At 67.1% G+C, this 22,741-nt stretch carries 15 protein-coding genes; 11 read left to right on the top strand and 4 right to left on the bottom strand.

Going from position 1 to position 22,741, the window contains the following annotated elements:
- The coding region (locus BM198_RS18535) for an integrase core domain-containing protein (RefSeq protein WP_139233652.1) at positions 1–242 on the top strand (242 nt) is incomplete at its 5' end.
- Between the two features lie 61 nt (positions 243–303).
- Here BM198_RS18535 and nadC read toward each other — a convergent pair.
- Complete coding sequence (gene nadC, locus BM198_RS18530) at positions 304–1,152, bottom strand: carboxylating nicotinate-nucleotide diphosphorylase (protein WP_074971661.1); 849 nt, start codon at positions 1,150–1,152, stop codon at positions 304–306.
- Between the two features lie 315 nt (positions 1,153–1,467).
- Between nadC and BM198_RS18525 the strand changes: the two genes are divergently transcribed.
- The 4 genes from BM198_RS18525 to BM198_RS18510 all read left to right on the top strand — a co-directional run bounded on the left by BM198_RS18525 (position 1,468) and on the right by BM198_RS18510 (position 7,550).
- On the top strand, positions 1,468–3,765 hold the full coding sequence (locus BM198_RS18525) for a DUF1631 domain-containing protein (RefSeq protein WP_074971660.1): 2,298 nt from the start codon (positions 1,468–1,470) through the stop codon (positions 3,763–3,765).
- Positions 3,766–3,872: 107 nt separating this feature from the next.
- Complete coding sequence (gene ampD / locus BM198_RS18520; protein WP_074971659.1) at positions 3,873–4,436, top strand: 1,6-anhydro-N-acetylmuramyl-L-alanine amidase AmpD; 564 nt, start codon at positions 3,873–3,875, stop codon at positions 4,434–4,436.
- Entirely contained in the window at positions 4,433–5,269 is an 837-nt protein-coding gene (gene ampE / locus BM198_RS18515; RefSeq protein ID WP_074971658.1) for a regulatory signaling modulator protein AmpE, read from the top strand. Before ampD ends, ampE begins: the two co-directional genes overlap by 4 nt.
- A 250-nt stretch (positions 5,270–5,519) precedes the next feature.
- The gene (locus tag BM198_RS18510) at positions 5,520–7,550 is read left to right on the top strand and encodes a methyl-accepting chemotaxis protein (RefSeq protein WP_074971657.1); all 2,031 of its coding nucleotides are present in this window, start codon (positions 5,520–5,522) and stop codon (positions 7,548–7,550) included.
- Between the two features lie 78 nt (positions 7,551–7,628).
- Here BM198_RS18510 and BM198_RS18505 read toward each other — a convergent pair whose 3' ends face one another.
- The 3 genes from BM198_RS18505 to BM198_RS18495 form a co-directional block, all read right to left on the bottom strand.
- Entirely contained in the window at positions 7,629–8,417 is a 789-nt protein-coding gene (locus tag BM198_RS18505; protein ID WP_074971656.1) for a TatD family hydrolase, read from the bottom strand.
- An 83-nt stretch (positions 8,418–8,500) separates the two neighbouring features.
- Positions 8,501–10,084, bottom strand: coding sequence for a peptide chain release factor 3 (locus BM198_RS18500; RefSeq protein ID WP_074971655.1), 1,584 nt, complete (start codon positions 10,082–10,084; stop codon positions 8,501–8,503).
- Positions 10,085–10,189: 105 nt separating this feature from the next.
- On the bottom strand, positions 10,190–11,464 hold the full coding sequence (locus BM198_RS18495) for a cation:proton antiporter (RefSeq protein ID WP_044406899.1): 1,275 nt from the start codon (positions 11,462–11,464) through the stop codon (positions 10,190–10,192).
- A 436-nt stretch (positions 11,465–11,900) separates the two neighbouring features.
- Between BM198_RS18495 and BM198_RS18490 the strand changes: the two genes are divergently transcribed.
- The 6 genes from BM198_RS18490 to BM198_RS18465 all read left to right on the top strand — a co-directional run bounded on the left by BM198_RS18490 (position 11,901) and on the right by BM198_RS18465 (position 22,611).
- Complete coding sequence (locus tag BM198_RS18490) at positions 11,901–13,064, top strand: type III PLP-dependent enzyme (protein WP_044406901.1); 1,164 nt, start codon at positions 11,901–11,903, stop codon at positions 13,062–13,064.
- Between the two features lie 161 nt (positions 13,065–13,225).
- Positions 13,226–15,490, top strand: a complete 2,265-nt coding sequence (locus BM198_RS18485; RefSeq protein WP_074971654.1) for a TonB-dependent receptor — start codon at positions 13,226–13,228, stop codon at positions 15,488–15,490.
- 128 nt (positions 15,491–15,618) lie between these two features.
- A complete protein-coding gene (locus tag BM198_RS18480) occupies positions 15,619–16,299 on the top strand; it encodes a Fe2+-dependent dioxygenase (RefSeq protein WP_044406907.1) in 681 nt (226 codons plus the stop codon).
- 17 nt (positions 16,300–16,316) lie between these two features.
- On the top strand, positions 16,317–17,423 hold the full coding sequence (locus tag BM198_RS18475) for an alpha-hydroxy acid oxidase (RefSeq protein WP_074971653.1): 1,107 nt from the start codon (positions 16,317–16,319) through the stop codon (positions 17,421–17,423).
- A gap of 230 nt (positions 17,424–17,653) precedes the next feature.
- Complete coding sequence (locus BM198_RS18470; protein ID WP_074971652.1) at positions 17,654–19,864, top strand: TonB-dependent receptor; 2,211 nt, start codon at positions 17,654–17,656, stop codon at positions 19,862–19,864.
- Between the two features lie 182 nt (positions 19,865–20,046).
- Positions 20,047–22,611, top strand: coding sequence for a PepSY domain-containing protein (locus BM198_RS18465; protein WP_074971651.1), 2,565 nt, complete (start codon positions 20,047–20,049; stop codon positions 22,609–22,611).
- Positions 22,612–22,741: the final 130 nt, after the last annotated feature.

Genomic DNA, 22,741 nt, shown 5'->3' with positions numbered 1-22,741 from the left:
ACCAACGCCTGCACGTGCAGCACGGGGCAACCTGCTCGATGACCGATGGTTACGACTGTTACCAGAATGCGCTGGCTGAGCGCGTCAACGGCATTCTGAAGAACGAGTTGCTGGAGCACCCTCCCGCCGACCTCGGACAGGCGCGCCGTATGGTGCGCGAAGCCGTCGATATCTATAACCGGGAGCGGCCTCACCTGGCCCTGAAATACAAAACGCCCGATGCGGTGCATCGGGCGTTTTGAGGTCTGGCGCTTGGCCTGAAAGGTGTAAACCTATTTCAGGACTAGACATGGCGGTGGGTCCTCAGAGGCTGAGCCGCATGGACAGATCCACCGCTCGGACATCCTTGGTCAGGGTGCCGATGGAGATGTAGTCGACTCCCGTCTCGGCGATGGTGCGCAGTGTGGTGTCGTTGATGCCGCCGGAGGCTTCCAGCTTGGCGCGGCCGGCGGTGAGGGTGACGGCGGTGCGCATGTCGTCGAGGCTCAGCTCGTCCAGCATGATGATGTCGGCACCGGCATCCAGCGCCTGTTGCAGTTCGTCCAGGTTTTCCACCTCCACTTCAACCGGCTTGCCGGGTGCGATGCGGTGTGCGGCGTTGATGGCCTGGGTGATTCCGCCGCAGGCGGCGATGTGGTTTTCCTTGATCAGGAACGCGTCGTACAGGCCGATCCGATGGTTATGCCCGCCGCCGCAGGTGACGGCGTACTTCTGCGCAAGGCGCAGGCCGGGCAGGGTCTTGCGGGTGTCCAGCAGCTTCACCGAGGTGCCTTTCACCAGGTCCACATAGTGAGCGACGCGGGTGGCGACGCCGGAGAGGCATTGGAGGAAGTTCAGTGCGCTGCGTTCGCCGCTGAGCAATGCCCGCGCCGGGCCTTCCAGGTGGAAGAGGGGCTGGTTGGGCTGGGCGCGATCACCGTCCGCCACCTGCCAGTGCACGGCCACGCGAGGGTCGAGTTGGCGGAACACCGCGTCGACCCACGCGGTCCCAGCAATCACAGCGGCTTCGCGGGTGATCACTGTGGCATGGGCGAGGCGTTCCTCGGGGATGAGCTGGGCGGTGATGTCGCCGCTGCCGATGTCCTCGGTCAGTGCGCGTCGTACGTTGGCTTCGATTTCCGCGCTCAGGTCGGCAAGGGTCAGGTTGGGCATGGGAGGCTCCGCTGCGAGATGGCGCGATTATAGAGGCCGGCGGACCGCCGGTGCAGCGGCGGTGGTAACGGTCGCTGGCTTTCTGCTAGATATTCAGAACGGCATCGGCTGTCAGCCGCATGCCTACAAGGGTTGGGTTCTGTGTGACATGCGTCATAACTGCAGGAAGTGTCCCCTTGGTTGCGGAACGAGTATCCCTATAATGAGTCTGAATTTCTCTATTTGACGCCAGAGGCTTGACGTTGAAGTGATCCTTCGACGTAGCTGAGCAGTCCGAATCCCCTGTCCCAGGTGGTCGGCTGCGGGAGACTCGCTATGCAGACCGACGCGAACGTGGTGCCTCTCAAGGGCGCCTCCGAGCAAACGCCAACTTCGCCGGTAGGAAGGCTGCCCGTGGCACTCATCCAGGTGCGCGACAAGGCTGCACAACAGCTCAAGCAAGCGCTGCAGGCGCTGTTCGACAACGCGGACGACACCCTCTTCCAGATGGCCGACCGCGCGACCAGCAACGCCGAGCAGAATGCATTCTTCGAAGCCATGCGCGACCTGCGCCTCAAGCGCAAGAGCATCGAGCGTGGCTTCCTGCAAAAGGTCTTCGAGACCTTCTCCAACCTCAATCAGTACGAGATCGGCCGCGCGCCGCAGCTCGACGCGGTGTCGTTCGAGAGCCTGAGCCTGGTCCAGAACGACGACCTCGAAGAGTCCGTCGCCCAGGACACCATGGTGTCCAAGGTGATGAGCCGTGATGCCGTGGCCCTCGGCCACCTCACCACCCGCATCAATACCCTCGTCAGCAAGAAGATCGACGACCGCACCAACCCGCTCGGCCCGCGCGCCCTGTGCGAGGCCTTCCTCGACGCCTGCCGCAGCCTGGGTGTGGAGATCAAGGTCAAGCTGATCATCTTCAAGCTGTTCGACAAGTACGTGCTGACCGAACTGGACCAGCTCTACGCCGAAGCCAACCAGTTGCTGATAACCGCCGGCGTGTTGCCGGAGCTGAAGTCCGCGCCACCGGCTCGCCGTCCCCAGGGCCGCACTCCGGGTGCCGCGCGTTCCGCCGCTGCTGGCGGGGATGCCGCCGGTGTCGTCGCCGACATGGCCAGCGAAGAGGTCCAGGAAGTCTTCGGCGCCCTGCAGGCCCTGCTCTCCGAAGTGCGTGGCAGCGGGCTGCCCCGCCGTGAGGTGCCGGCCGATGCCGTGCCCATCACCAGCAACGACCTCATGCGCCTGCTGTCGCACCTGCAGCAGCACCTGTCCGCCCAGAAGGTGGACGATATCGACGTCCGCTTCCAGCTGGACAGCCTGCTCACCCGCGCCAGTGCCAAGAGCGGCCGTTCCCGTGTGGTCGGCCAGGTGGATGACGATGTCATCAACCTGGTGTCGATGCTCTTCGAATTCATCCTCGACGACCGTTCCCTGCCGGATTCGCTCAAGGCCCTCATCGGCCGCCTGCAGATCCCGATGCTCAAGGTCGCCGTGCTGGACAAGACCTTCTTCAGCCGTGGCAGCCACCCGGCGCGCCGCCTGCTCAACGAGATCGCCTCGGCCGCCATGGGCTGGAGCGAGCAGGACGACCTCCAGCGCGACGTGCTCTATCAGCGCATCGAACAGGTGGTGCTGCGCCTGCTGAATGACTTTGTCGACGATCCGGGCATCTTCTCCGACCTGCTGTCCGACTTCCTCGCCTACACCGGCGACGAGCGCCGCCGCAGCGAGCTGCTGGAACAGCGCACCCGTGACGCCGAAGAAGGCCGCGCCAAGGCCGAGCTGGCTCGCCAGCAGGTGGAGCAGGCCCTCAACGAGCGCCTGCTGGGCCGTACCCTGCCCGAAGTGGTAGTGCGCCTGCTGCAGGAAGCCTGGAGCAAGGTGATGCTGCTCACCTGCCTCAAGCACGGTGCCGAGTCCGAGGAGTGGCGCGCCACCCTGGCCACCATGGACGACCTGATCTGGAGCGTGGAGCCCCACGAGGCGCCCGAGGCCCGCATGCGCCTGCTGGAGCTGGTGCCCGGCCTGCTCAAGTCGCTGCGCGAAGGGCTGACCAGCGCCGCCTTCGACCCGTTCTCCACCAGCGAATTCTTCAGCCAGCTGGAATCCCTGCACGTCCAGGCCTTCCAGCGCTTCAAGCGCCCCGAGCCGGAGCCGGCGGTGGCCGACGTCGCCGAGCCCGATGCGCCGATCGCCGCAGATGCCGCCCTGGTCGTGGACCTGCCCGAACTGGAGCTGGAAGCCGCTGCAGAAGCACCGGCCATGGTCGAGGTGGTGGAAGAGATCATCCTGCTGGCACCCGGCGAAAGCCGCGCGCCCGAGCCGGAAGCCTCCCTGCCCGAGGGCGACGAGGCCCTGGACCAGGTGGACAACCTGCGTGTCGGCAGCTGGGTCGAGTTCCAGGAAGATGAGGACCACAAGGTCCGCTGCAAGCTGGCGGCGATCATCAAGCCCACCGGCAAGTACATCTTCGTCAACCGCACCGGCATGAAGGTGCTGGAGAAGACCCGCATGGGCCTGGCCGTGGAGTTCCGCCGTGGCGCCATCCGCCTGCTGGACGACGCCCTGCTGTTCGACCGGGCCCTGGAATCGGTGATCGGCAACCTGCGCAAGCTCAAGGGCGCCTGATCCAGGCGCTTCACCCAGGACGCCCGGCCCCGGCCGGGCGTCTGCGTTTCCGGGCCTTGGCCCGGGCAGCAGGCTGCTCTAGAGTGTCGGCGGATCAAGGAGCCGCCATGCAACCGGACATCGCCACCGGCTGGTGTGAAGACGCCCGCCATTGCCCCTCGCCCAACTTCAATGCCCGTCCGCACGGGGAGATCTCCCTGCTGGTCATCCACAACATCAGCCTGCCCCCGGGCCAGTTCGGCACCGGCAAGGTGGTGGAGTTCTTCCAGAACCGCCTCGACGCCGACGAGCATCCCTACTTCGCCGGCATCGCCGACATGCAGGTGTCCGCACACTTCCTCATCGAGCGCGACGGCCGGGTGACCCAGTTCGTCTCCTGCCTCGACCGCGCCTGGCATGCCGGCAAGTCCTCTTTCGAAGGTCGCGAGAACTGCAACGACTTTTCCCTGGGCATCGAACTGGAAGGCACCGACGACCTGCCCTACAGCGATGCCCAGTACGACGCCCTGGGCCGCCTGGCCCGTGGTTTGCTGCGTGCCTACCCCGCCATAACCCCCGAGCGGGTCTGCGGCCACAGCGACATCGCCCCCGTGCGCAAGACCGACCCGGGGCCCGCTTTCGACTGGGCGCGGTTGCGCGCCAGCCTGCTGCATAAGGAGATGACCCCATGAGCTTCCTGGTACTGCTGCTGGTGCTGTGGATCGAGAAACTCTCCAACTGGCGCCAGCGCCTGCAACGGGACAGTGCCTGGCTGCGGCAGCTGGATGGCGCCGCCGCCAGCCGCCCCCTGGTGGGGCGGCCCTGGCTGGCGCTGGGGATCTGGGTGGTGCTGCCGCTGGTGGCGCTGGCCCTGGTGCTGACCCTGCTGCAGCCCCTGGCCTATGGCTGGCTGGCGCTTCCGGTGCACCTGCTGGTGGTGGTCTTCGCCCTTGGCCGTGGCGATGTCCAGGCCGACCTCGGCTCCTTCCGTGACGCCTGGCGCCGGGGCGATACCCAGGGTGCCCTGCATGTCGCCGAGCGCGATCTGGGCCTGCGGGTGGAGGAGGGCGACGACCTGCTGATGCGGGTGCAGGAGCATCTGGTCTGGCAGGCCTACCAGAGCTTCTTCGCGGTGATCTTCTGGTACTTCCTGCTGGGCCCGGTGGCGGCCCTGGCCTACCGCCTGCTGGCCCTGGCCGAGGAGCGCGCCGCGTCCCCCGCCATCCGCGAGCAGGCCCGCCAGGTGCGGCATGCCTTCGACTGGGTACCGGTGCGGGTACTGGCGGCCAGCTTCTCCCTGGTGGGCAACTTCGTTGCCGTCAGCCGCGTGCTGCTGCACGAGCTGCTCAACTGGGAGATGCCCGCTGAGCGTTTTGTGGTGATCGCCGGGCGTGCTGCCGGCGAGCTGCCCGAGTCCAGCGCGGGCGAGGAGGGCGTGGCCAGCCTGGACGCCCTGTGGCACTTGCTGGTCCGTTCCGCCGTGCTCTGGTACGCGGGTTTCGCCCTGTGGACGCTGTTCTTCTGACGGCGCCTTTCGCGTTGATCTGTAGCCGTTCTTAACCTTAAGTTACAGAAACCCTCGCCGATATCAGGTACACAGGGCCTGCGTCGAGCGAGGGTCTTTTGTGATATCCGTCACTTTTATCGCCGGGCATAGGACGCCCTGATCGGTCTGCCGCAGGTCGGGCGATAGGGGACGGCATGCTGTCACCGTGCCATCCTGATTCCGTCCAAGACGCCGCATAACAATAAATAAGCAAGCCAGGAGACGTCGTGTGAAGACTCTGCTGTATCCGGCCATCGCGCTGATGAATCGCCTCAGCTTCGGCATGAAGTTCAGTCTGATCAGCGTGCTGTTCTTCCTGCCGATGATCGTCACCAACTACTTCCTCGTTCGCGAGTCCTACGAGCAGTTCGTCAGCACCCGCAACGAACTGCAGAGTCTGGACCTGCTGCACGCCAGCCAGGGCCTGCGGCGCAACCTGGAAAGCCTCAACGACCTGGTGCTGATCAACTCCCTGATCGGCCAGTCCGGCCAGGCGGGCGACCTCGACAGCCGCGTCACCCGCGTCGAACAGGACGTGCTCGCGGCCCTCAAGGCGCTGCAGCCGGTCACCACCGACGCCGAGCAGGTCACCGAGTTCAACGCCAAGCGCGACGAAATGCTCAACGCCCTCCAGGCCGCGCAGAAGGAAACCTCCCTGCAGAGCAAGAGCGCGATGATCGAGAAGCTCCTCGGCAATGCCCAGGTCTTCATCAAGCTGGTCGCCAGCCAGGCCGGCCTCAGCCAGGACAGCCAGCGCGATGTGCGCCAGGTGGCCGAACTGATCACCAGCGTTACCCCCGATGTCACCGCCGGCATCAGCCAGGGGCGTGCCATCGGTTCCTATTCCCTGGGCCAGGGCTTCCTCAACTCCGCCGCCAGCACCAAGCTCGACGACCTGCTGCTGGACCTGGAGAAGCTCGGCAGCGAGTACGGCCTCAAGCTGCAGGACGCCCTCAGCGGCAACCCGCGCGCCCAGGCCGCCCTCAGCCAGCAGGCCGACGCCAGCCGCGCCACCCTCAAAGAGGCCGCCACCCTCTTCGAGGACCAGGTGATCATGGCCGATACCCTCGACACGCCTTGGGCCACCTTCTACGACCAGGTCAGCGCGCTGATGGACAAGACCTACGCGCTGAACGACGCCGCCCTGGAGTTCCTGCGCAGCGACCTGGACAAGCGCCTCGGCGAGAAGCGTGTCCAGACCATCCTGCTGGTGGTGGCGCTGGTGGGTGTCTTCCTCGCCATCGTCTACCTCTACAGCGGTTTCTACGTCTCCACCCGCACCACCCTCAAGCGCCTGGGCAAGGTGCTCGACCAGGTGGCCGCTGGCGACATGACCGTCAGCTTCCAGGCCGAAAGCCGCGACGAACTGGGCGAGCTGGGGCAGGTGTTCAACGGCACCGTGGCCAAGATCCATGACCTGATCCAGCTGGTCGGGCAGACCGTCTCGGAGGTCGAGCGCCAGGCCGGCCGCGTCCAGCAGGTGTCCGAGGAGAGCAACCTCGCCGTCGCCGGACAGCGCAGCCAGATCGAGCAGGTCGCCACCGCCATGAACCAGATGTCCGCCACCGCCCAGGAAGTGGCGCGCAGCGCGGCGGCCGCCGTCGGCAGCGCCCACAGCGTCAACGAAGAGACCGTCAATGGCCGCAGCCTGGTGGAATCCCAGCTGGGCAGCATCGAACGCCTGGCCCACGAGATCGAGCAGTCGGTGAATGTCATCAACCAGCTGGCGTCCGACAGCGCCTCCATCAGCCGGGTGCTGGAAGTGATCAAGGGCATCGCCGAGCAGACCAACCTGCTGGCCCTCAACGCCGCCATCGAAGCCGCCCGTGCCGGCGAGCAGGGGCGCGGCTTTGCCGTGGTGGCCGACGAGGTGCGCACCCTCGCCAAGCGCACCCAGCAGTCCACCGAGGAGATCGAACAGATGATCGCCCGCCTGCAGGGCGGTGTCGGCGCGGCCGTGAAGGCGATGAACACCAGCCACCAGATGGCCGGCGGCACCGTCAACCAGTCCGGCCGCGTGCAGCAGGCGCTGGAGAACATCCTTGGCGCCGTGGGGATGATCGTCGACCAGAACCAGCAGATCGCCGCGGCTGCCGAGCAGCAGACCGCCGTCGCCCACGACATCGACCAGAACATCGTCGAGATCAACAGCGCCGGCGAACGCACCGCCCAAGGGGCCAGCCAGACCGAACAGGCCAGCCGCCAGCTGTCCGACCTGGTCGCGCAGCTCAAGCAGCTGATCGGCGCGTTCCGCGTCTGATCGTTAGCCGCAAGCAAAAGCCCGCCAATCGGCGGGCTTTTCGTTTGTTGGCCTACGGGATAGGTCGTAGCCCGGGCTTCAGCCCGGGAAAGGCACCCAGCCGAACAGCTCGCAGGCGTTCCGGCTGCTGGCCGCCGCCAGGGCATCCGGCGTCAGCCCCACCAGTTCAGCGAGGTTGGCGCAGATGGCCGGCAGGTATTCCGGGCTGTTGCGCTGGTGCGGATGCATGGCGGGCGCCATGTCCGGCGCATCGGTCTCCAGCACGATGGCGTCAAGGGGCAGGCGTGGCACCACCTTGCGCAGGCGGTTGGCCTGGGGCCAGGTAGGCGCGCCACCCAGGCCCAGGCGGAAGCCCAGCTTCAGGTATTCGCGGGCCTCCTCGTAGCTGCCGGCGAAGGCGTGGACGATGCCGCCCCGAGCAGGGCGGATGCGCTTGAGGGTGGCGATCACCGCCGCGTGGCTGCGGCGCACGTGCAGCAAGGCTGGCAGTTGCAGGTCGACGGCCATCGCCAGCTGCGCCTCGAACAGCGCCTGCTGGGCGTCGCGGTCGAGTTCGGGGAGGAAGTAGTCGAGGCCGATCTCGCCCACCGCACACAGCTTCGGGTGGCCGGCCAGGGCTTCCAGGCGCTGGCGCAGGGCCGCCAGGTGCTCGGGGCGGTGGTCGGCGAGGTAGATGGGGTGCAGGCCGAAGGCGGCGTACAGGTCCGGCTCGGTCTCGGCCAGGTGCCAGATGCGCGCCCAGTTGGCCTCGAACACCCCCATCAGCACCTGGCGCTCCACGCCCAGTGCACGGGCGCGCTGCAGCACGGCCGGGCGGTCGGCATCGAATTCGGGGAAGTCCAGGTGGGTGTGGGTGTCGATCAGCATGGTGGTCGGCTGCCTGGGGGCTGGCTGTCAGCCTAGCCCAGAGGCGCCGCCAGCGGACGGCGCCTCCGTGCCGAGGGGGCGAATCAGTGGTGTTCGCGGGTGGCGCGGAATTTCACGTCCGGCCAGCGTTCTTCCATCAGGCTGAGGTTCACGCGGGTCGGGGCCAGGTAGGTGAGGTGGCCGCCGCCGTCCACGGCGAGGTTCTCGAAGGCCTTGTCCTGAAACTCCTTGAGCTTCTTCTCGTCCTTGCACTCGATCCAGCGTGCGGACCAGACGTTGATCGCCTCGTAGGCGCACTCGACCTTGTATTCCTCCTTCAGGCGGCTGGCGACCACGTCGAACTGCAGCACACCCACGGCGCCGAGGATGATGTCGTTGTTGCGCTCGGGGAAGAACACCTGGGTGGCGCCTTCCTCGGCCAGCTCCTGCAGGCCCTGGCGCAGCTGCTTGGACTTCAGCGGGTCCTTCAGGCGCACGCGGCGGAACAGCTCCGGGGCGAAGTGCGGGATGCCAGTGAAGCCCAGGGCCTCGCCTTCGGTGAAGGTGTCGCCGATCTGGATGGTGCCGTGGTTGTGCAGGCCGATGATGTCGCCGGCGAAGGCCTCTTCCAGCTGCTCGCGCTCGCTGGAGAAGAAGGTCAGCGCATCGGCGATCTTCACGTCCTTGCCCAGGCGCACGTGGCGCATCTTCATGCCCTTCTCGTACTTGCCCGAGCAGATGCGCATGAAGGCGATGCGGTCGCGGTGTTTCGGGTCCATGTTCGCCTGGATCTTGAACACGAAGCCGGAGAACTTCTCCTCGGTGGGCGCCACGGTGCGCTCGTGGGTGCCACGTTCAAGAGGCTGCGGCGCCCAGTCGACGATGCAGTCGAGCACCTGGTCGACACCGAAGTTGCCCAGCGCGGTGCCGAAGAACACCGGGGTCATCTCGCCCTTGAGGAAGGCGTCCTTCTCGAAGACGTGGCAGGCGCCCTGCACCAGCTCCAGCTCTTCGAGGAAGTTGTCGTAGAGGTCGCCCAGGTGCGCGCGGGCCTCGTCGGAGTCCAGCTTCTCGATGACCTTGGTCTCGATGCGCTCATGACCGTGGCCCGGCACGTAGACGATGATCTTGTCCTCGGCCAGGTGGTACACGCCCTTGAAGTCCTTGTAGCAGCCGATCGGCCAGGTGATGGGCGCGGCCTTGATCTTCAGGACGGCCTCGATCTCGTCGAGCAGCTCGATGGGGTCGCGGATGTCGCGGTCCAGCTTGTTGATGAAGCTGACGATGGGCGTGTCGCGCAGGCGGCAGACTTCCATCAGCGCGATGGTACGCGGCTCGACGCCTTTACCGCCGTCGAGGACCATCAGCGCCGAGTCCACCGCGGTCAGGGTGCGGTAGGTGTCTTCGGAGAAGTCTTCGTGGCCGGGGGTGTCGAGCAGGTTGATCATGTGCTCGCGGTAGGGGAACTGCATCACCGAGGTGGTGATGGAGATGCCGCGCTGCTTCTCCATCTCCATCCAGTCGGAGGTGGCGTGACGGTCGGACTTTCGCGACTTCACGGTGCCGGCGACGGCAATCGCCTTGCCCATCAGCAGCAGCTTCTCGGTGATGGTGGTCTTACCGGCGTCCGGGTGGGAAATGATGGCGAAGGTGCGGCGTTTGGCGACTTCGGCGGCCTGGATGGTCATGGGTGCTTGCCTGGCTGGAAACGAGGGCGGGCAGGGAGCCCGGAAAAGCGCGGGATTATAGCGGATCGCCGGCTTCAGTAGAGGCCGGCGATCCGGTGTGCAGGGCTAGTGTTCGCCTTGCTCGCCGCGCGGCGCCTGGCCGGGGTAGATCCAGCGCACCAGCGAGCCGATCGACAGGCCCTGCACCAGGATCGACACCAGCACCACGATGTAGGTCAGGGTCAGCAGCAGGTCGCGCTCCTCGCCCGGTGGCAGCGACAGCGCCAGGGCCACCGACACACCGCCGCGCAGGCCGCACCAGGTGAGGATGCGGATCGCGCCACGGGGCACCTGGCGACGGCCCAGGGCCTTCTGCCGCAGCAGGACGATGGCCGGTGCCAGGGTCAGCAGGCGCGACAGCTGCACCGATGCCCCCAGGGCCATGGCCGCCGCCACGTGCAGCCAGCTCAGCGGCAGCAACAGCAGCTCCAGGCCGATCAGCGCGAACAGCAGGGCGTTGAGGATCTCGTCGATCAGCTCCCAGAACTTGTCCAGGTAGCGGCGGGTCTCGTCCGACATGGCCAGGGTGCGGCCGTGGTTGCCGATGATCAGGCCCGCCACCACCATCGCCAGCGGCGCCGACACGTGCAAGTGGTTGGCCAGCGCCGCGCCACCGATCACCAGCGCCAGGGTCAGCATCACCTCCACCTGGTACTGGTCGATGCTGCGCATCATCAGGAACACCCCGTAGCCCAGGGCCGCGCCGAACAGCACGCCGCCCACCGCCTCGTGCAGGAACATCCCGGCCACGCCGGCCACCGTGGGCGCCTCGCCCAGGTTCAGCACGCTCAGCAGGATGGCGAACACCACCACCGCCGTACCGTCGTTGAACAGCGATTCGCCGACGATGGTGGTCGCCAGCGGCTTCGGCGCCCCGGCCGACTTGAGGATGCCCAGCACCGCGATGGGGTCGGTGGGGGAGATCAGCGCACCGAACAGCAGGCAATAGATGAAGTCCACGTGCCAGCCGAACAGCCCGAAGCTGTAGTACGCCAGCAACGCCACCGCGAGGGTGGACACCAGCACCCCGGCGGTGGCCAGCAGGCCGATGGGCCACTTGTAGCTGTGCAGGTCGCGCAGGTCCACGTGCAGCGCACCGGCGAACAGCAGCGCGGGAAGGAACCAGGTCATCAGCACCGAGGAGAAGTCGATGCGCCGCAGCAGCTCGCGGGACTCCTCGTGGAGGATCGGGTAGCCCAGCTCGGACAGGCCGATGGCGATGGCCGAGAACAGCAGCGCCGTGGCCATGATGCCGATGGTCGGCGGCAGCCGGGTGAAGCGGTAGTTGAGGTAGGTGATGAAGGTGGTGAAGACGATGAAGCTGGCGGCGAGATCGAGCATGCGACTCCTTCGTGTGGGCCTGTCCATGGGGGGAAGTCGGGAAGGATACGGAACGCGTTCCGCCAGGCCAACGCAAAATCCGTGAAGGGGCTCAAGAACGCGGTTTTGTGCAGCATTCCGGACGCTTCGTTGAGGATAAAAAACAATCAACCACGCAAGCGACAATCGGATGCGAAACGGCGGCATTTTCTGGTTGCCATGTAGGACATGCAGTCCTAAAGTGCGCGCCCGAACGTCCATGCTGGAAACGATCCATCCGGCTCAAGTACTGACGACGAGAGGTTACCGGCGCCCTTGCCCGGTACCGGTGATGCTCGGCGACATGCCTTGGGAAGTAGGCGAACCAAAGTGGGGAAACTGTCAGGCGTTCGCGGTTTCGTATGTCACGAAACCACTCCACCTTTTCAGAACCGTTCAGCCATTTGGAGTCCCTAGCATGTCGATCAAGGTCGAAGACTATTTCGCACCCGCCACTTTCCAGCGCATGAAGGCCTTTGCCGATCAGCACGAGACCCCCTTCGTGGTGATCGACAAGCAGACCATCGCCGACTCCTACGACCAGCTGGTCAGCTGCTTCCCCTTCGCCAAGATCTACTACGCGGTGAAGGCCAACCCGGCCACCGAGATCACCGAGCTGCTGCGCGAGAAGGGCTCCAACTTCGACATCGCCTCCATCTATGAGCTGGACAAGGTGATGAAGACCGGCGTCGGTCCGGAGCGCATCAGCTACGGCAACACCATCAAGAAAGCCCGCGACATCCGTTACTTCTACGAGAAGGGCGTGCGCCTGTTCGCCACCGACTCCGAGGCCGACCTGCGCAACATCGCCAAGGCCGCCCCGGGCGCCAAGGTCTACGTGCGCATCCTCACCGAGGGTTCCACCTCCGCCGACTGGCCGCTGTCGCGCAAGTTCGGCTGCAACCCGGACATGGCACTGGACCTGCTGATCCTCGCCAAGCAGCTGGGCCTGGACCCCTACGGCGTGTCCTTCCACGTCGGCAGCCAGCAGCGCGACATCGACGTCTGGGACGCCGCCATCGCCAAGGTCAAGGTGATCTTCGAACGCCTGAAGGAAGAAGACGGCATCACCCTGAAGATGATCAACATGGGCGGCGGCTTCCCGGCCAACTACATCCAGCGCACCAACAGCCTGGAGACCTACGCCGAGGAGATCACCCGCTTCCTCAAGGAAGACTTCGGCGACGAACTGCCGGAGATCATCCTCGAGCCGGGCCGCTCCCTGATCGCCAACGCCGGCATCCTCGTCAGCGAAGTGGTGCTGGTGGCGCGCAAGTCCCGCACCGCCGTCGAGCGCTGGGTCTATACCGACGTGGGCAAGTTCTCCGGCCTGATCGAAACCATGGACGAATCCATCAAGTTCCCCATCTGGACCGAGAAGAAAGGCGAAATGGAGGAAGTGGTGATCGCCGGCCCCACCTGCGACAGCGCCGACATCATGTACGAGAACTACAAGTACGGCCTGCCGCTGAACCTGGCCAGCGGTGACCGCCTCTACTGGCTCTCCACCGGTGCCTACACCACCAGCTACAGCGCGGTGGAATTCAACGGCTTCCCGCCGCTGAAGTCCTACTACGTGTAAGGGTTTCACCCCGACAAAGCCCGCCTTCACGGCGGGCTTTGTCGTTTTCGTGTAGGTGGAATCCGTTTGCCGCAAGGGCATTTCCCAAGCGTGCTTTAACGGATGTTCATGAGAATCCTTATCAAATAGGTTGCCTCCCCTCACCACCGGGAGGACCTTCCATGAAACGCCTTGCCCTGCGCCCGCAACCGGGCCCCCGCACCCTGCTCGCCGTCGGCATCGGCCTGGCCGCCGGCCCCCTCGTCGCCGCCGAGCCACCGCGCAGCAATGCCAGTCTGGAACTGGAGACGCTGCACGTCGAAGAGCGGCGCAGCGACGGCTACCGCACCGAGCGCTCCGCCTCGGCGAAGAACGCCGCGCCCCTGCTCGACACCCCCCAGACCATCACCGTGGTGCCCGCCGAAGTGATGCGCGACCAGCAGGCCCTGAGCCTGCGCGAGGTGCTCTCCAACGTCTCCGGCATCACCTTCAACGCCGGGGAGGGCGGCGGCGGCTCGGGGGACAACCTCAACATCCGTGGCTTCTCCGCCAGCACTAACCTGCAGATCGACGGCCTGCGCGACAGCGCCCAGAACAACCGCACCGACACCTTCAACATCGAGCAGGTGGAGGTCATCAAGGGCCCCAACTCGGTGTTCGGCGGCGCCGGCACCACCGGCGGCAGCGTCAACCAGATCAGCAAGCAGCCGGGCTTCGAAGCCTTCAGCCGGCTCGGCCTGGGCCTGGGCAGCGACCACTACCGGCGCCTGACCCTGGACACCAACCAGCCCTTGCAGGAGCTGGGCAGCGGCAGTGCCTTCCGCCTCAACCTCATGGCCCACGACGACGAGATCCCCGGCCGCAAGCGCCTGGAACGCGAGCGCTGGGGCATCGCCCCCTCGCTGCTGTTGGGCCTGGGCGAGGACACCAGCCTGACGCTGAGCTACTTCCACCAGCGCGACGACAACGACCCGGACTACGGCGTCCCGGCCTTCGACGGCAAGCGCGTGGCCGGGGTCAAGCGCAACGCCTACTTCGGCTGGCGCAACCTCGACCGCGAGCGCATCGACAGCGACGCCTTCACCGTGCGCCTGGAGCACCGCTTCAACGACCAGTTGAGCCTGCAGAACCTCACCCGCTACAGCGAGGTGGAGCGCGACACGGTGATCTCCGCCGCCCACATCAACCTCGACCGCCGCCGCAGCACTGGCCAACCCCCGGGCCCCGTCCTCGCCCCCGGCCAGTACCTGCCTGCCGGCCCCCAGGCCTACGGCCGCGACGTCACCAGCCGCATGTGGATCAACCAGACCAACCTCACCGCCGAGTTCGACACCCTCGGCATCGGCCACACCCTGGTGACCGGCGCGGAGTTCTCCCGCGAGACCTACCACCGCACCACCTACGACTACGGCCTGAAGTTCCCCGACGAGGGCTACCCTCTGGCCGATCCGCCCGGCTACTGGAGCGGGCCGGCCCAGCGAAGCAACTCCGGCTACCTCGCCACCCGCCTGTACGACCGCGCCCTGTACGCCTTCGACACCCTGGCCCTGAACCCGCAGTGGGACCTCAACCTCGGCCTGCGCTACGACTGGCTCGACGGCGACGCCCGCAACAACAGCCTCACCAAAGGCACCTGGGTGGCCACCGACAACCGCTCCAGCGACGAGCACCTCAGTGGCCGTGCCGGGCTGGTCTACAAGCCGGTGGAGAACGGGCGCTTCTACCTGGCCTACGGCACCTCCTTCAACCCCAGTGCGGAGAACATTGCCACCAGCGGCGCCGGCCTCAGCGCCGCCACCGAGAAGCTCGACCCGGAGAAGAACCGCACCTGGGAACTGGGCACCAAGTGGGAGCTGCTGGAGCGGCGCCTGCAGCTGGACGCCGCGCTGTTCCGCGTCGAGAAGCTCAACGCCCGCACCCAGCTCACCGACGGCACCACCATCCTCGCCGGCAACCAGCGCGTGCAGGGCCTGGAGCTGGGGCTGACCGGCGAACTCAGCGAGCGCTGGAAGGTCTTCAGCACCTTCACCTTCATGGACAGCGAGACCCTCAAGGCCGTCAACGAGCGCGTCGGCGTCTCGGCCAAGGGCCAGGCCCTGGCCAACACCCCGCCGCAGTCGTTCAACCTCTGGTCCACCTACGACTTCGACGGTGGCTGGCGCGTCGGCTACGGCGCGCGCTACGTCAGCCAGCGCAACCTCACCGCCAGCGACGACGGCGTCAAGCTCGCCGCCTACTGGGTCCACAGCGCCATGCTCGGCTACCGGGTCAGCGACTCCTTCGACCTGCAGCTGAACCTGGACAACCTGTTCGACCGCCAGTACGTCGAGCGCGTCCGCACCCAGCTTGGCACCCAGCGGGGCACAGGCAGCACCGGCGCCCGCTCCTCCGCCATCGAGTACGGCGACGCCCGCGCCGCCACCCTCAACGCCACCCTGTCGTTCTGACGGCCCCGCCGCGCCTGCGGGCGCGGCGCTTTGTCCCGGTTCCTTGGCTGCCGGCAGGCGAGTAAGATGAGCGCCTCATTTGCGAACGCTTATCAGCAGCCTTTGTTCGGCCCGGGAGGGTAGCCCGCGTGATGTTCCATATCCCCGACGTCCTCACCGCCGACGAAGTGCGCCAGTGCCGCGAAGCCCTGGAGCGCGCCGCCTGGGTGGACGGGCGCAGCACCGCCGGGCACATGGCCGTGCGCAGCAAGGACAACCAGCAACTGGCCCCGGACGACCCCCTGGCGCAGCAGATCGGCGACTTCATCGTCGACCGCCTCGGCAGCCACCCGCAGTTCATCGCCGCCGCCCTGCCGCTCAAGGTGCTGCCGCCACGCTTCAACCGCTACAGCGGCGGCGGCACCTACGGCAACCACATCGACAACGCCATCTTCAGCGTCCCCGGCACCCACCACCGGGTGCGCAGCGACCTGTCCGCCACCCTGTTCTTCTGCGACCCGGACGACTACGAGGGCGGCGAACTGGTGGTGGAAGACACCTACGGCAGCCACCGGGTCAAGCTGCCCGCCGGCCACCTGGTGCTCTACCCCGGCAGCAGCCTGCACCGTGTCGAACCGGTCACCCGTGGCGCGCGGCTGGCCGCCTTCTTCTGGATCCAGAGCCTGGTGCGCGAGGACAACCAGCGCGCCATGCTGCTGGAGCTGGACGGCGCCATCCAGCAGCTCGGCCAGAGCGTGCCCGAGCACCCCGCGCTGGTGCAGCTCTCCGGCGTCTACCACAACCTGTTGCGGCACTGGTCGACCACCTGAGACCCGAGGAACGTCCCATGAGCCTGCCGCCGTTGCCGCGGATTCCCGCCGAGATCGCCGCCGTCGGCGACTACGAGGCCTTCGCCCGTGAACGCATGAGCCCCGCCGCCTGGGCCTACCTCAGCGGCGGCGCGGCGGACGAGCAGACCCTGGCCGACAACCTCGCCGCGTTCCGCCGCGTGCGCCTGCTCAACCGCGTGCTGGAAGACCTGGGCAGCGGCGACACCCGCGTGCAGCTCGGCGACCTGACGCTGGACTACCCCATCCTGCTCGCCCCAGTGGCCTTCCAGCGCCTGGCCCACCCGGATGGCGAACTGGCCAGCGCCCTCGGCGCCTCGGCCATGGGCGCCGCCCTGGTGGTCAGCACCCAGGCCAGCGTCAGCCTCGAAGCCATTGCGCAGGCCGCCCAGGCGCCCCTCTGGTTCCAGCTCTACATCCAGCCGGACCGCGACTTCACCCGCGAGCTGGTGCGGCGCGCCGAAGCCGCCGGCTACCGCGGCCTGATGGTCACCGTGGACGCCCCGGTGAACGGCCTGCGCAACCGCGAGCAGCGTGCCGGCTTCCAACTGCCCGAGGGCATCGAGGCGGTGAACCTGCGGGGCATGCGCACACTGCCCCCCAGCGTGGCCCAACCCGGCGCCAGCCCGCTGTTCGGCAGCACCCTGCTGCAGCACGCGCCCACCTGGCGCGACCTGGAATGGCTGCAATCCCTGACGCACCTGCCGGTGTGGGTGAAGGGCGTGATGAACCCTCTCGACGCCGGGCGCGCGGTGGAGCAGGGCGTGGCCGGCATCGTCGTGTCCAACCATGGCGGGCGCACCCTCGACGGCCTGCCGGCGACACTGGACGTGCTGCCAGCCATCGCCGAGGCCGTGGGCGGGCGCGTGCCCCTGATCCTCGACGGCGGTGTGCGGCGCGGCAGCGACGTGTTCAAGGCCCTGGCCCTGGGCGCCCGCGCGGTCATGGTGGGGCGGCCCTACGTCCAGGCCCTGGCCACGGCCGGTGCTTCCGGCGTCGCCCACGTGCTGCACCTGTTGCGCACCGAGCTGGAGGTGACCATGGCGCTCACCGGCTGCACCCACCTGGCCGCCATCGACCCTTCGCGGCTCTGGCCAAATCCCTGACATTCGTACGGCACCGTTGCCCGTTCATGGCTGGACGCCCCAGGCGGATCGGCGTGGAACGCGCACGTTCGATTCTTCTTGTGCCGGTTTTTAGCAATGTTCGACTCTTGATTCTCTCTGTAGGGTTTTTCCGAGTTTTGTAAAGATTGTGTAAAGATGAGTGGGTAAATATTTGCTGATAAACATTCGCAAATAGAATCGCGCCCCATCTTCACTGGGGAGTGATTCTTATGAGCAACAAGAACGGCCTGCCGCAACGCGCACTGCTGGCTTCCGCCATCGGCCTGGTTTCCGCCTCGGCCAGCGGCCTCGCCCTGGCGGCGGACTCGAACAAACTCGAACTCGGCACCGTCAACGTCGACGGCAAGGCCGAGAAGACCTACAAGGTCACCGAGTCGGCCTCCGCCAAGTACACCGCACCGCTGCTGGACACCCCGCAGACCGTCACCGTCGTCCCCAAGGAGATCATCCAGGAGCAGCAGGCCCTGAGCCTGCGCCAGGTGCTCTCCAACGTTTCCGGCATCACCTTCAACGCCGGCGAGGGCGGTGGCGGCTCCGGTGACAGCATCAACATCCGTGGCTTCTCCGCCAACAGCAACATCCAGATCGACGGCCTGCGCGACAGCGCCCAGACCAGCCGCACCGACACCTTCAACATCGAGCAGGTGGAGGTCATCAAGGGCCCGAACTCGGTGTTCGGCGGCGCCGGCACCACCGGCGGCAGCATCAACCTCATCAGCAAGCAGCCCATGGGCCGCGCCTTCACCCGCATCGGCGCGGGCCTGGGCACCGACAACTACCACCGCCTGACCCTGGACACCAACCAGCCGCTGGAAGAGGTCGGCACCGACAGCGCCTTCCGCCTGAACCTGATGGCCCATGAGAACGACGTCCCCGGCCGCGACCAGATCGACCGCGAGCGCTGGGGTGTCGCCCCGTCCCTGCGCCTGGGCTTCAGCGACGCCACCCGCCTGACCCTCAGCGCCTTCCACCAGACCGACGACAACCTGCCCGACTACGGCGTACCGGCCCTGGACGGCAAGAAGCTCGCCGGCGTCGACCGCAACGACTACTTCGGCTGGAAGAACCTGGACAAGGAAGAAATCGAGCAGAACGCGTTCACCGCCAACCTCGAACACGACTTCAACGAAAACCTGCGCCTGCAGAACCTGACCCGCTACAGCCGCGTGGACCGCGACACCGTGGTGTCCGCCTCCCACGTCAACCTGAACGGTGTCCCCGTCGGCAACTACCTGCCTACGGGGCCTCAGGCCTACGGCCGTGATGCCACCACCGAGCTGTGGATCAACCAGACCAACCTGCGCATCAGCGCCGACACCGCCGGCCTGCACCACGAGATCGTCACCGGCGCGGAAATCTCCCGCGAGGAGTACGAGCTCAAGACCTACAACCACGGCCTGGGCACTCCCCTGTACCCGAGCACCGGCTTCAGCCTGTCCAACCCGCCCGGCTACTGGAGCGGGCCGATCAACAAGCAGCTCGCAACCCCGAACGCCTATGGTCGGAACCAATTGGATGACAAGGCGGTTTACGTCTTCGACACCATCGCGCTAAACGAGCAGTGGGACCTTAACGTGGGGCTGCGCTATGACTGGTTCGACGGTCGCGCCAAGACCTATTCCCCCACCAAGGTGAAAAACGGTGACTTCGAATCCAAGGACAAGAAGCTCAGCAGCCGTGCCGGCCTGGTCTACAAGCCGGTGGAGAACGGCCGCTTCTACGTCGCCTGGGGCAACTCCTTCAACCCGAGTGCCGAGAGCATCGCCTCCAGTGGTGGCGGCCTGAGCGCCCTGACCGAGAACCTGGACCCGGAGAAGAACGAGACCTGGGAGCTGGGCACCAAGTGGGAACTGCTGGCCGGCCGCCTCGAACTGGACGGCGCGCTGTTCCGCGTCGACAAGACCAACGCCCGCGAGACCATGGCCGACGGTTCCACCCAGCTGGCCGGCAAGCAGCGTGTGCAGGGTGTCGAGCTGGGCGTGACCGGCCACATCAGCGAGCGCTGGGACGTCTTCGCCAACTACACCTTCCTCGACAGCGAGACCCTCAAGGCCGCCGACACCGCCGCCGGCATCGCCCGTGAAGGCCAGGCGCTGGGCAACACCCCGCCGCGTTCGCTGAACCTGTGGACCACCTACGAGCTGCCTGCGGGCTGGACCCTGGGCTACGGCGCCCGCTACGTCAGCGAGCGCAACGTCAGCTCCAGCACCACCGCCAAGCTGGATGCCTACTGGGTGCACAACGCCATGCTCGGCTACAAGGTCAACGAGAACCTCGACCTGCAGCTGAACGTCAACAACCTGTTCGACAAGGACTACGTGGAGCGCGTGCGCCAGCAGAACGGCACCAACGCCCGCTCGTCCGCCATCGAATACGGCGACGCCCGCTCGGCGATCCTCTCCGCCACCTACTCGTTCTGATGGGGGTTGGTCGTGAGCCGCGTCCTAGAGCGGCTCGCGGCCTGGCTGTAAATAAAAGGTAAAACTTCGGAATCGCGATCTAATGCATCAGGTTCTCAAATAGAATCGCCGCGTTCCGGCATGGTTGCCGTTCCGATCCAGCGATACGGCGGGCCGCCCGGTCCGCTCCCGAGGACTGACACGTGTTCAAGAAGATCCTGTTCCAGCTGCACTGGCTGCTCGGCATCAGTGCGGGCCTGGTGCTGTCCCTCATGGGCGTCACCGGCGCGGCCTACAGCTTCCAGGAGGAGATCCTCGAGCTGTTCAACCGCGACACCCTCCAGGTGGAGGTGCGCGAGGGCGGCGTGTTGCCCCCCGCCGAGCTGGTCAGCCGCATCGAAGCCGCTGCAGGCAAGACGGTCGCCGGCCTCTGGGTACGCACCGAAGGCGGCGAAGCCGCACGGGTCTTCTTCACCCCGCCACCGGGCGAGCGCCGTGGGCCCATGCGCTGGTTCGACCCCTACACCGGTGAACTGCTGGGCGAACCTTCCGGCGAGGCCTTCTTCGGCCTGATGCTGCAACTGCACCGCTTCCTCGCCATGGGCGAAACCGGCAAGCAGATCACCGCCGCCAGCACCCTGGCCCTCATCTTCTTCTGCCTCTCCGGCCTCTACCTGCGCTGGCCGCGCCAGGCCGCGAGCTGGCGCGCCTGGCTGACCCTGGACTGGTCGCGCAAGGGCCGCAGCTTCAACTGGGACCTGCACGCCGTGGCCGGCACCTGGTGCCTGTTGTTGTACCTCCTGGCCGCGCTGACCGGCCTGTTCTGGTCCTACGAGTGGTACCGCGAAGGCCTCAACCGCCTGCTGGCCGATGCTCCCGCCGGGGAGCAGGGCAAGCCGGGCGAGCGCCGGGGCGAAGGCCGTGGCCGCCCAGGCGGCATGCAGGCCCCCGCCGGCCCGCCGCTGGTGGTGGACTACGACGCCGTATGGGCGAGCATCCGCGACGCCGCCGGCCCGGAGCTGAGCGCCTACAACCTGCGCCTGCCCCCGGTGGGCGGCCAGCCGGCCACCGTCTTCTTCCTGCTCAAGGACGCCGCCCACCCGCGCGCCCTCAACCAGATCACCCTCGACCCGGCCACCGGCACTGTCAGCCGGGTGGAGCGCTACACCGAGAAGAGCTTCAAGGCCCAGTTGCTCACCAGCGTCTATGCCCTGCACGTGGGCGAGTACTTCGGCCTGCCGGGGCGCATCCTGATGATGCTGGCGAGCCTGGCCATGCCGCTATTCTTCATCACCGGCTGGCTGCTCTACCTCGACCGCCGCCGCAAGAAGCGCGCGGTACGGGCCGCCCGTGGCGACCTGGGCGGGCAGGGCGGGGCCGACGCCTGGCTGGTGGGATTCGCCAGCCAGAGCGGCTTCGCCGAACAACTGGCCTGGCAGACCGCCGGCCAACTGCAGGCCGCCGGCGTGCCGGTGCGCGTGCAATCCCTGGGCGAGCTGGATGCCGGGCAACTGGCCCAGGCCCGCAACGCCTTGTTCGTGGTCAGCACCTTCGGTGACGGCGAGGCCCCCGACAGCGCCCGTGGCTTCGAGCGCCGTGTGCTCGGCCAGGCCTCGGCCCTGGGCGAGCTGCGTTACGCCGTGCTGGCCCTGGGGGACCGCCAGTACCAGCACTTCTGCGGCTTCGCCCACCGCCTGCAGGGCTGGCTCGCTGACCAGGGCGCGCTGACCCTGTTCGACACCGTCGAGGTGGACAACGGCGACGGCCAGGCCATCCAGGCCTGGCAGCGGCACCTGGCGACGCTCTCCGGCAGCGACGTGGTGCCCACCTGGGAAGAGGCGCCCTTCGAGACCTGGACCCTGAGCGCCCGCGAGCACCTCAACCCCGGCAGCCAGGGCGCTTCCACCTGGCGACTGAGCCTGAGCGCGCCGGCAGGGGCTGCGGCCCAGTGGGATGCGGGCGACCTGGTGGACATCCTGCCCTGCCAGGGCGAGCCGGTGGTGGCCGCCTGGCTGGCCCGCCATGGCCTGGACGGCGAAGCGGCAGTGCAGCTCGACGGCCGCACCCTGCCGCTGCGCCAGGCACTGGAAGGGCGCGTGCTGCCGGACAGCTTCGAACACCTGGTCGGGCTGCACGCCCAGGCCCTGGTGGATGCCCTGGTACCGCTCGCCCAGCGCCAGTACTCCATCGCCTCGTTGCCGGCCAACGGCACCCTGGAGCTGATCGTGCGCCAGGAAAGCCGCGCCGACGGCGCCCTCGGCATCGCCTCCGGCTGGCTCACCCACTACCTGCCGGTGGGCGCCCAGGTGCCGCTGCGCCTGCGCCGCAACGCCCGCTTCCACCTGGCCGAAGCCGACACGCCGGCCATATTCATCGGCAACGGCACCGGCCTGGCCGGCCTGCGCAGCCTGCTGCAGGCCTCCATCCGCGCGGGCCGTCGCCGTAACTGGCTGCTGTTCGGCGAACGCAACCAGGCCCACGACTTCTACTGCCGCGAAGAGATCGAAGGCTGGCTCGCGCGGGGTGAACTGGAGCGCCTGGACCTGGCCTTCTCCCGTGACCAGGCGCAGAAGGTCTACGTGCAGGACCGCCTGCGCGAGGCCGCCGACCCGGTGCGCGCCTGGGTCGAAGCGGGCGCCGTGTTCTACATCTGCGGCAGCCTGGAGGGCATGGCCGGCGGCGTGGATGCCGTGCTGCGCGAGGTCCTCGGCGACGAAGGCCTGGAGCGCCTGGCCAGCGAAGGGCGCTACCGCCGCGACGTGTACTGATCGCCAGGCCGGTTCCGCTGCCCGTACCCGGGCAGCGGAACCCCGGACTGACGTCCGGGCCACGGCGCTCCGCTGTGGATAACTGCACAAACGCCACCTCGCGTGGGGCGCACTCTGTCGCCATAATCAC

Origin of the sequence: Metapseudomonas otitidis (genome assembly GCF_900111835.1) — a bacterium.
In the GTDB taxonomy this organism is placed as follows: domain Bacteria; phylum Pseudomonadota; class Gammaproteobacteria; order Pseudomonadales; family Pseudomonadaceae; genus Metapseudomonas; species Metapseudomonas otitidis.
Note: the sequence above shows the minus strand (reverse complement) of the source record. Positions and strands in the feature narration are given on the sequence as shown.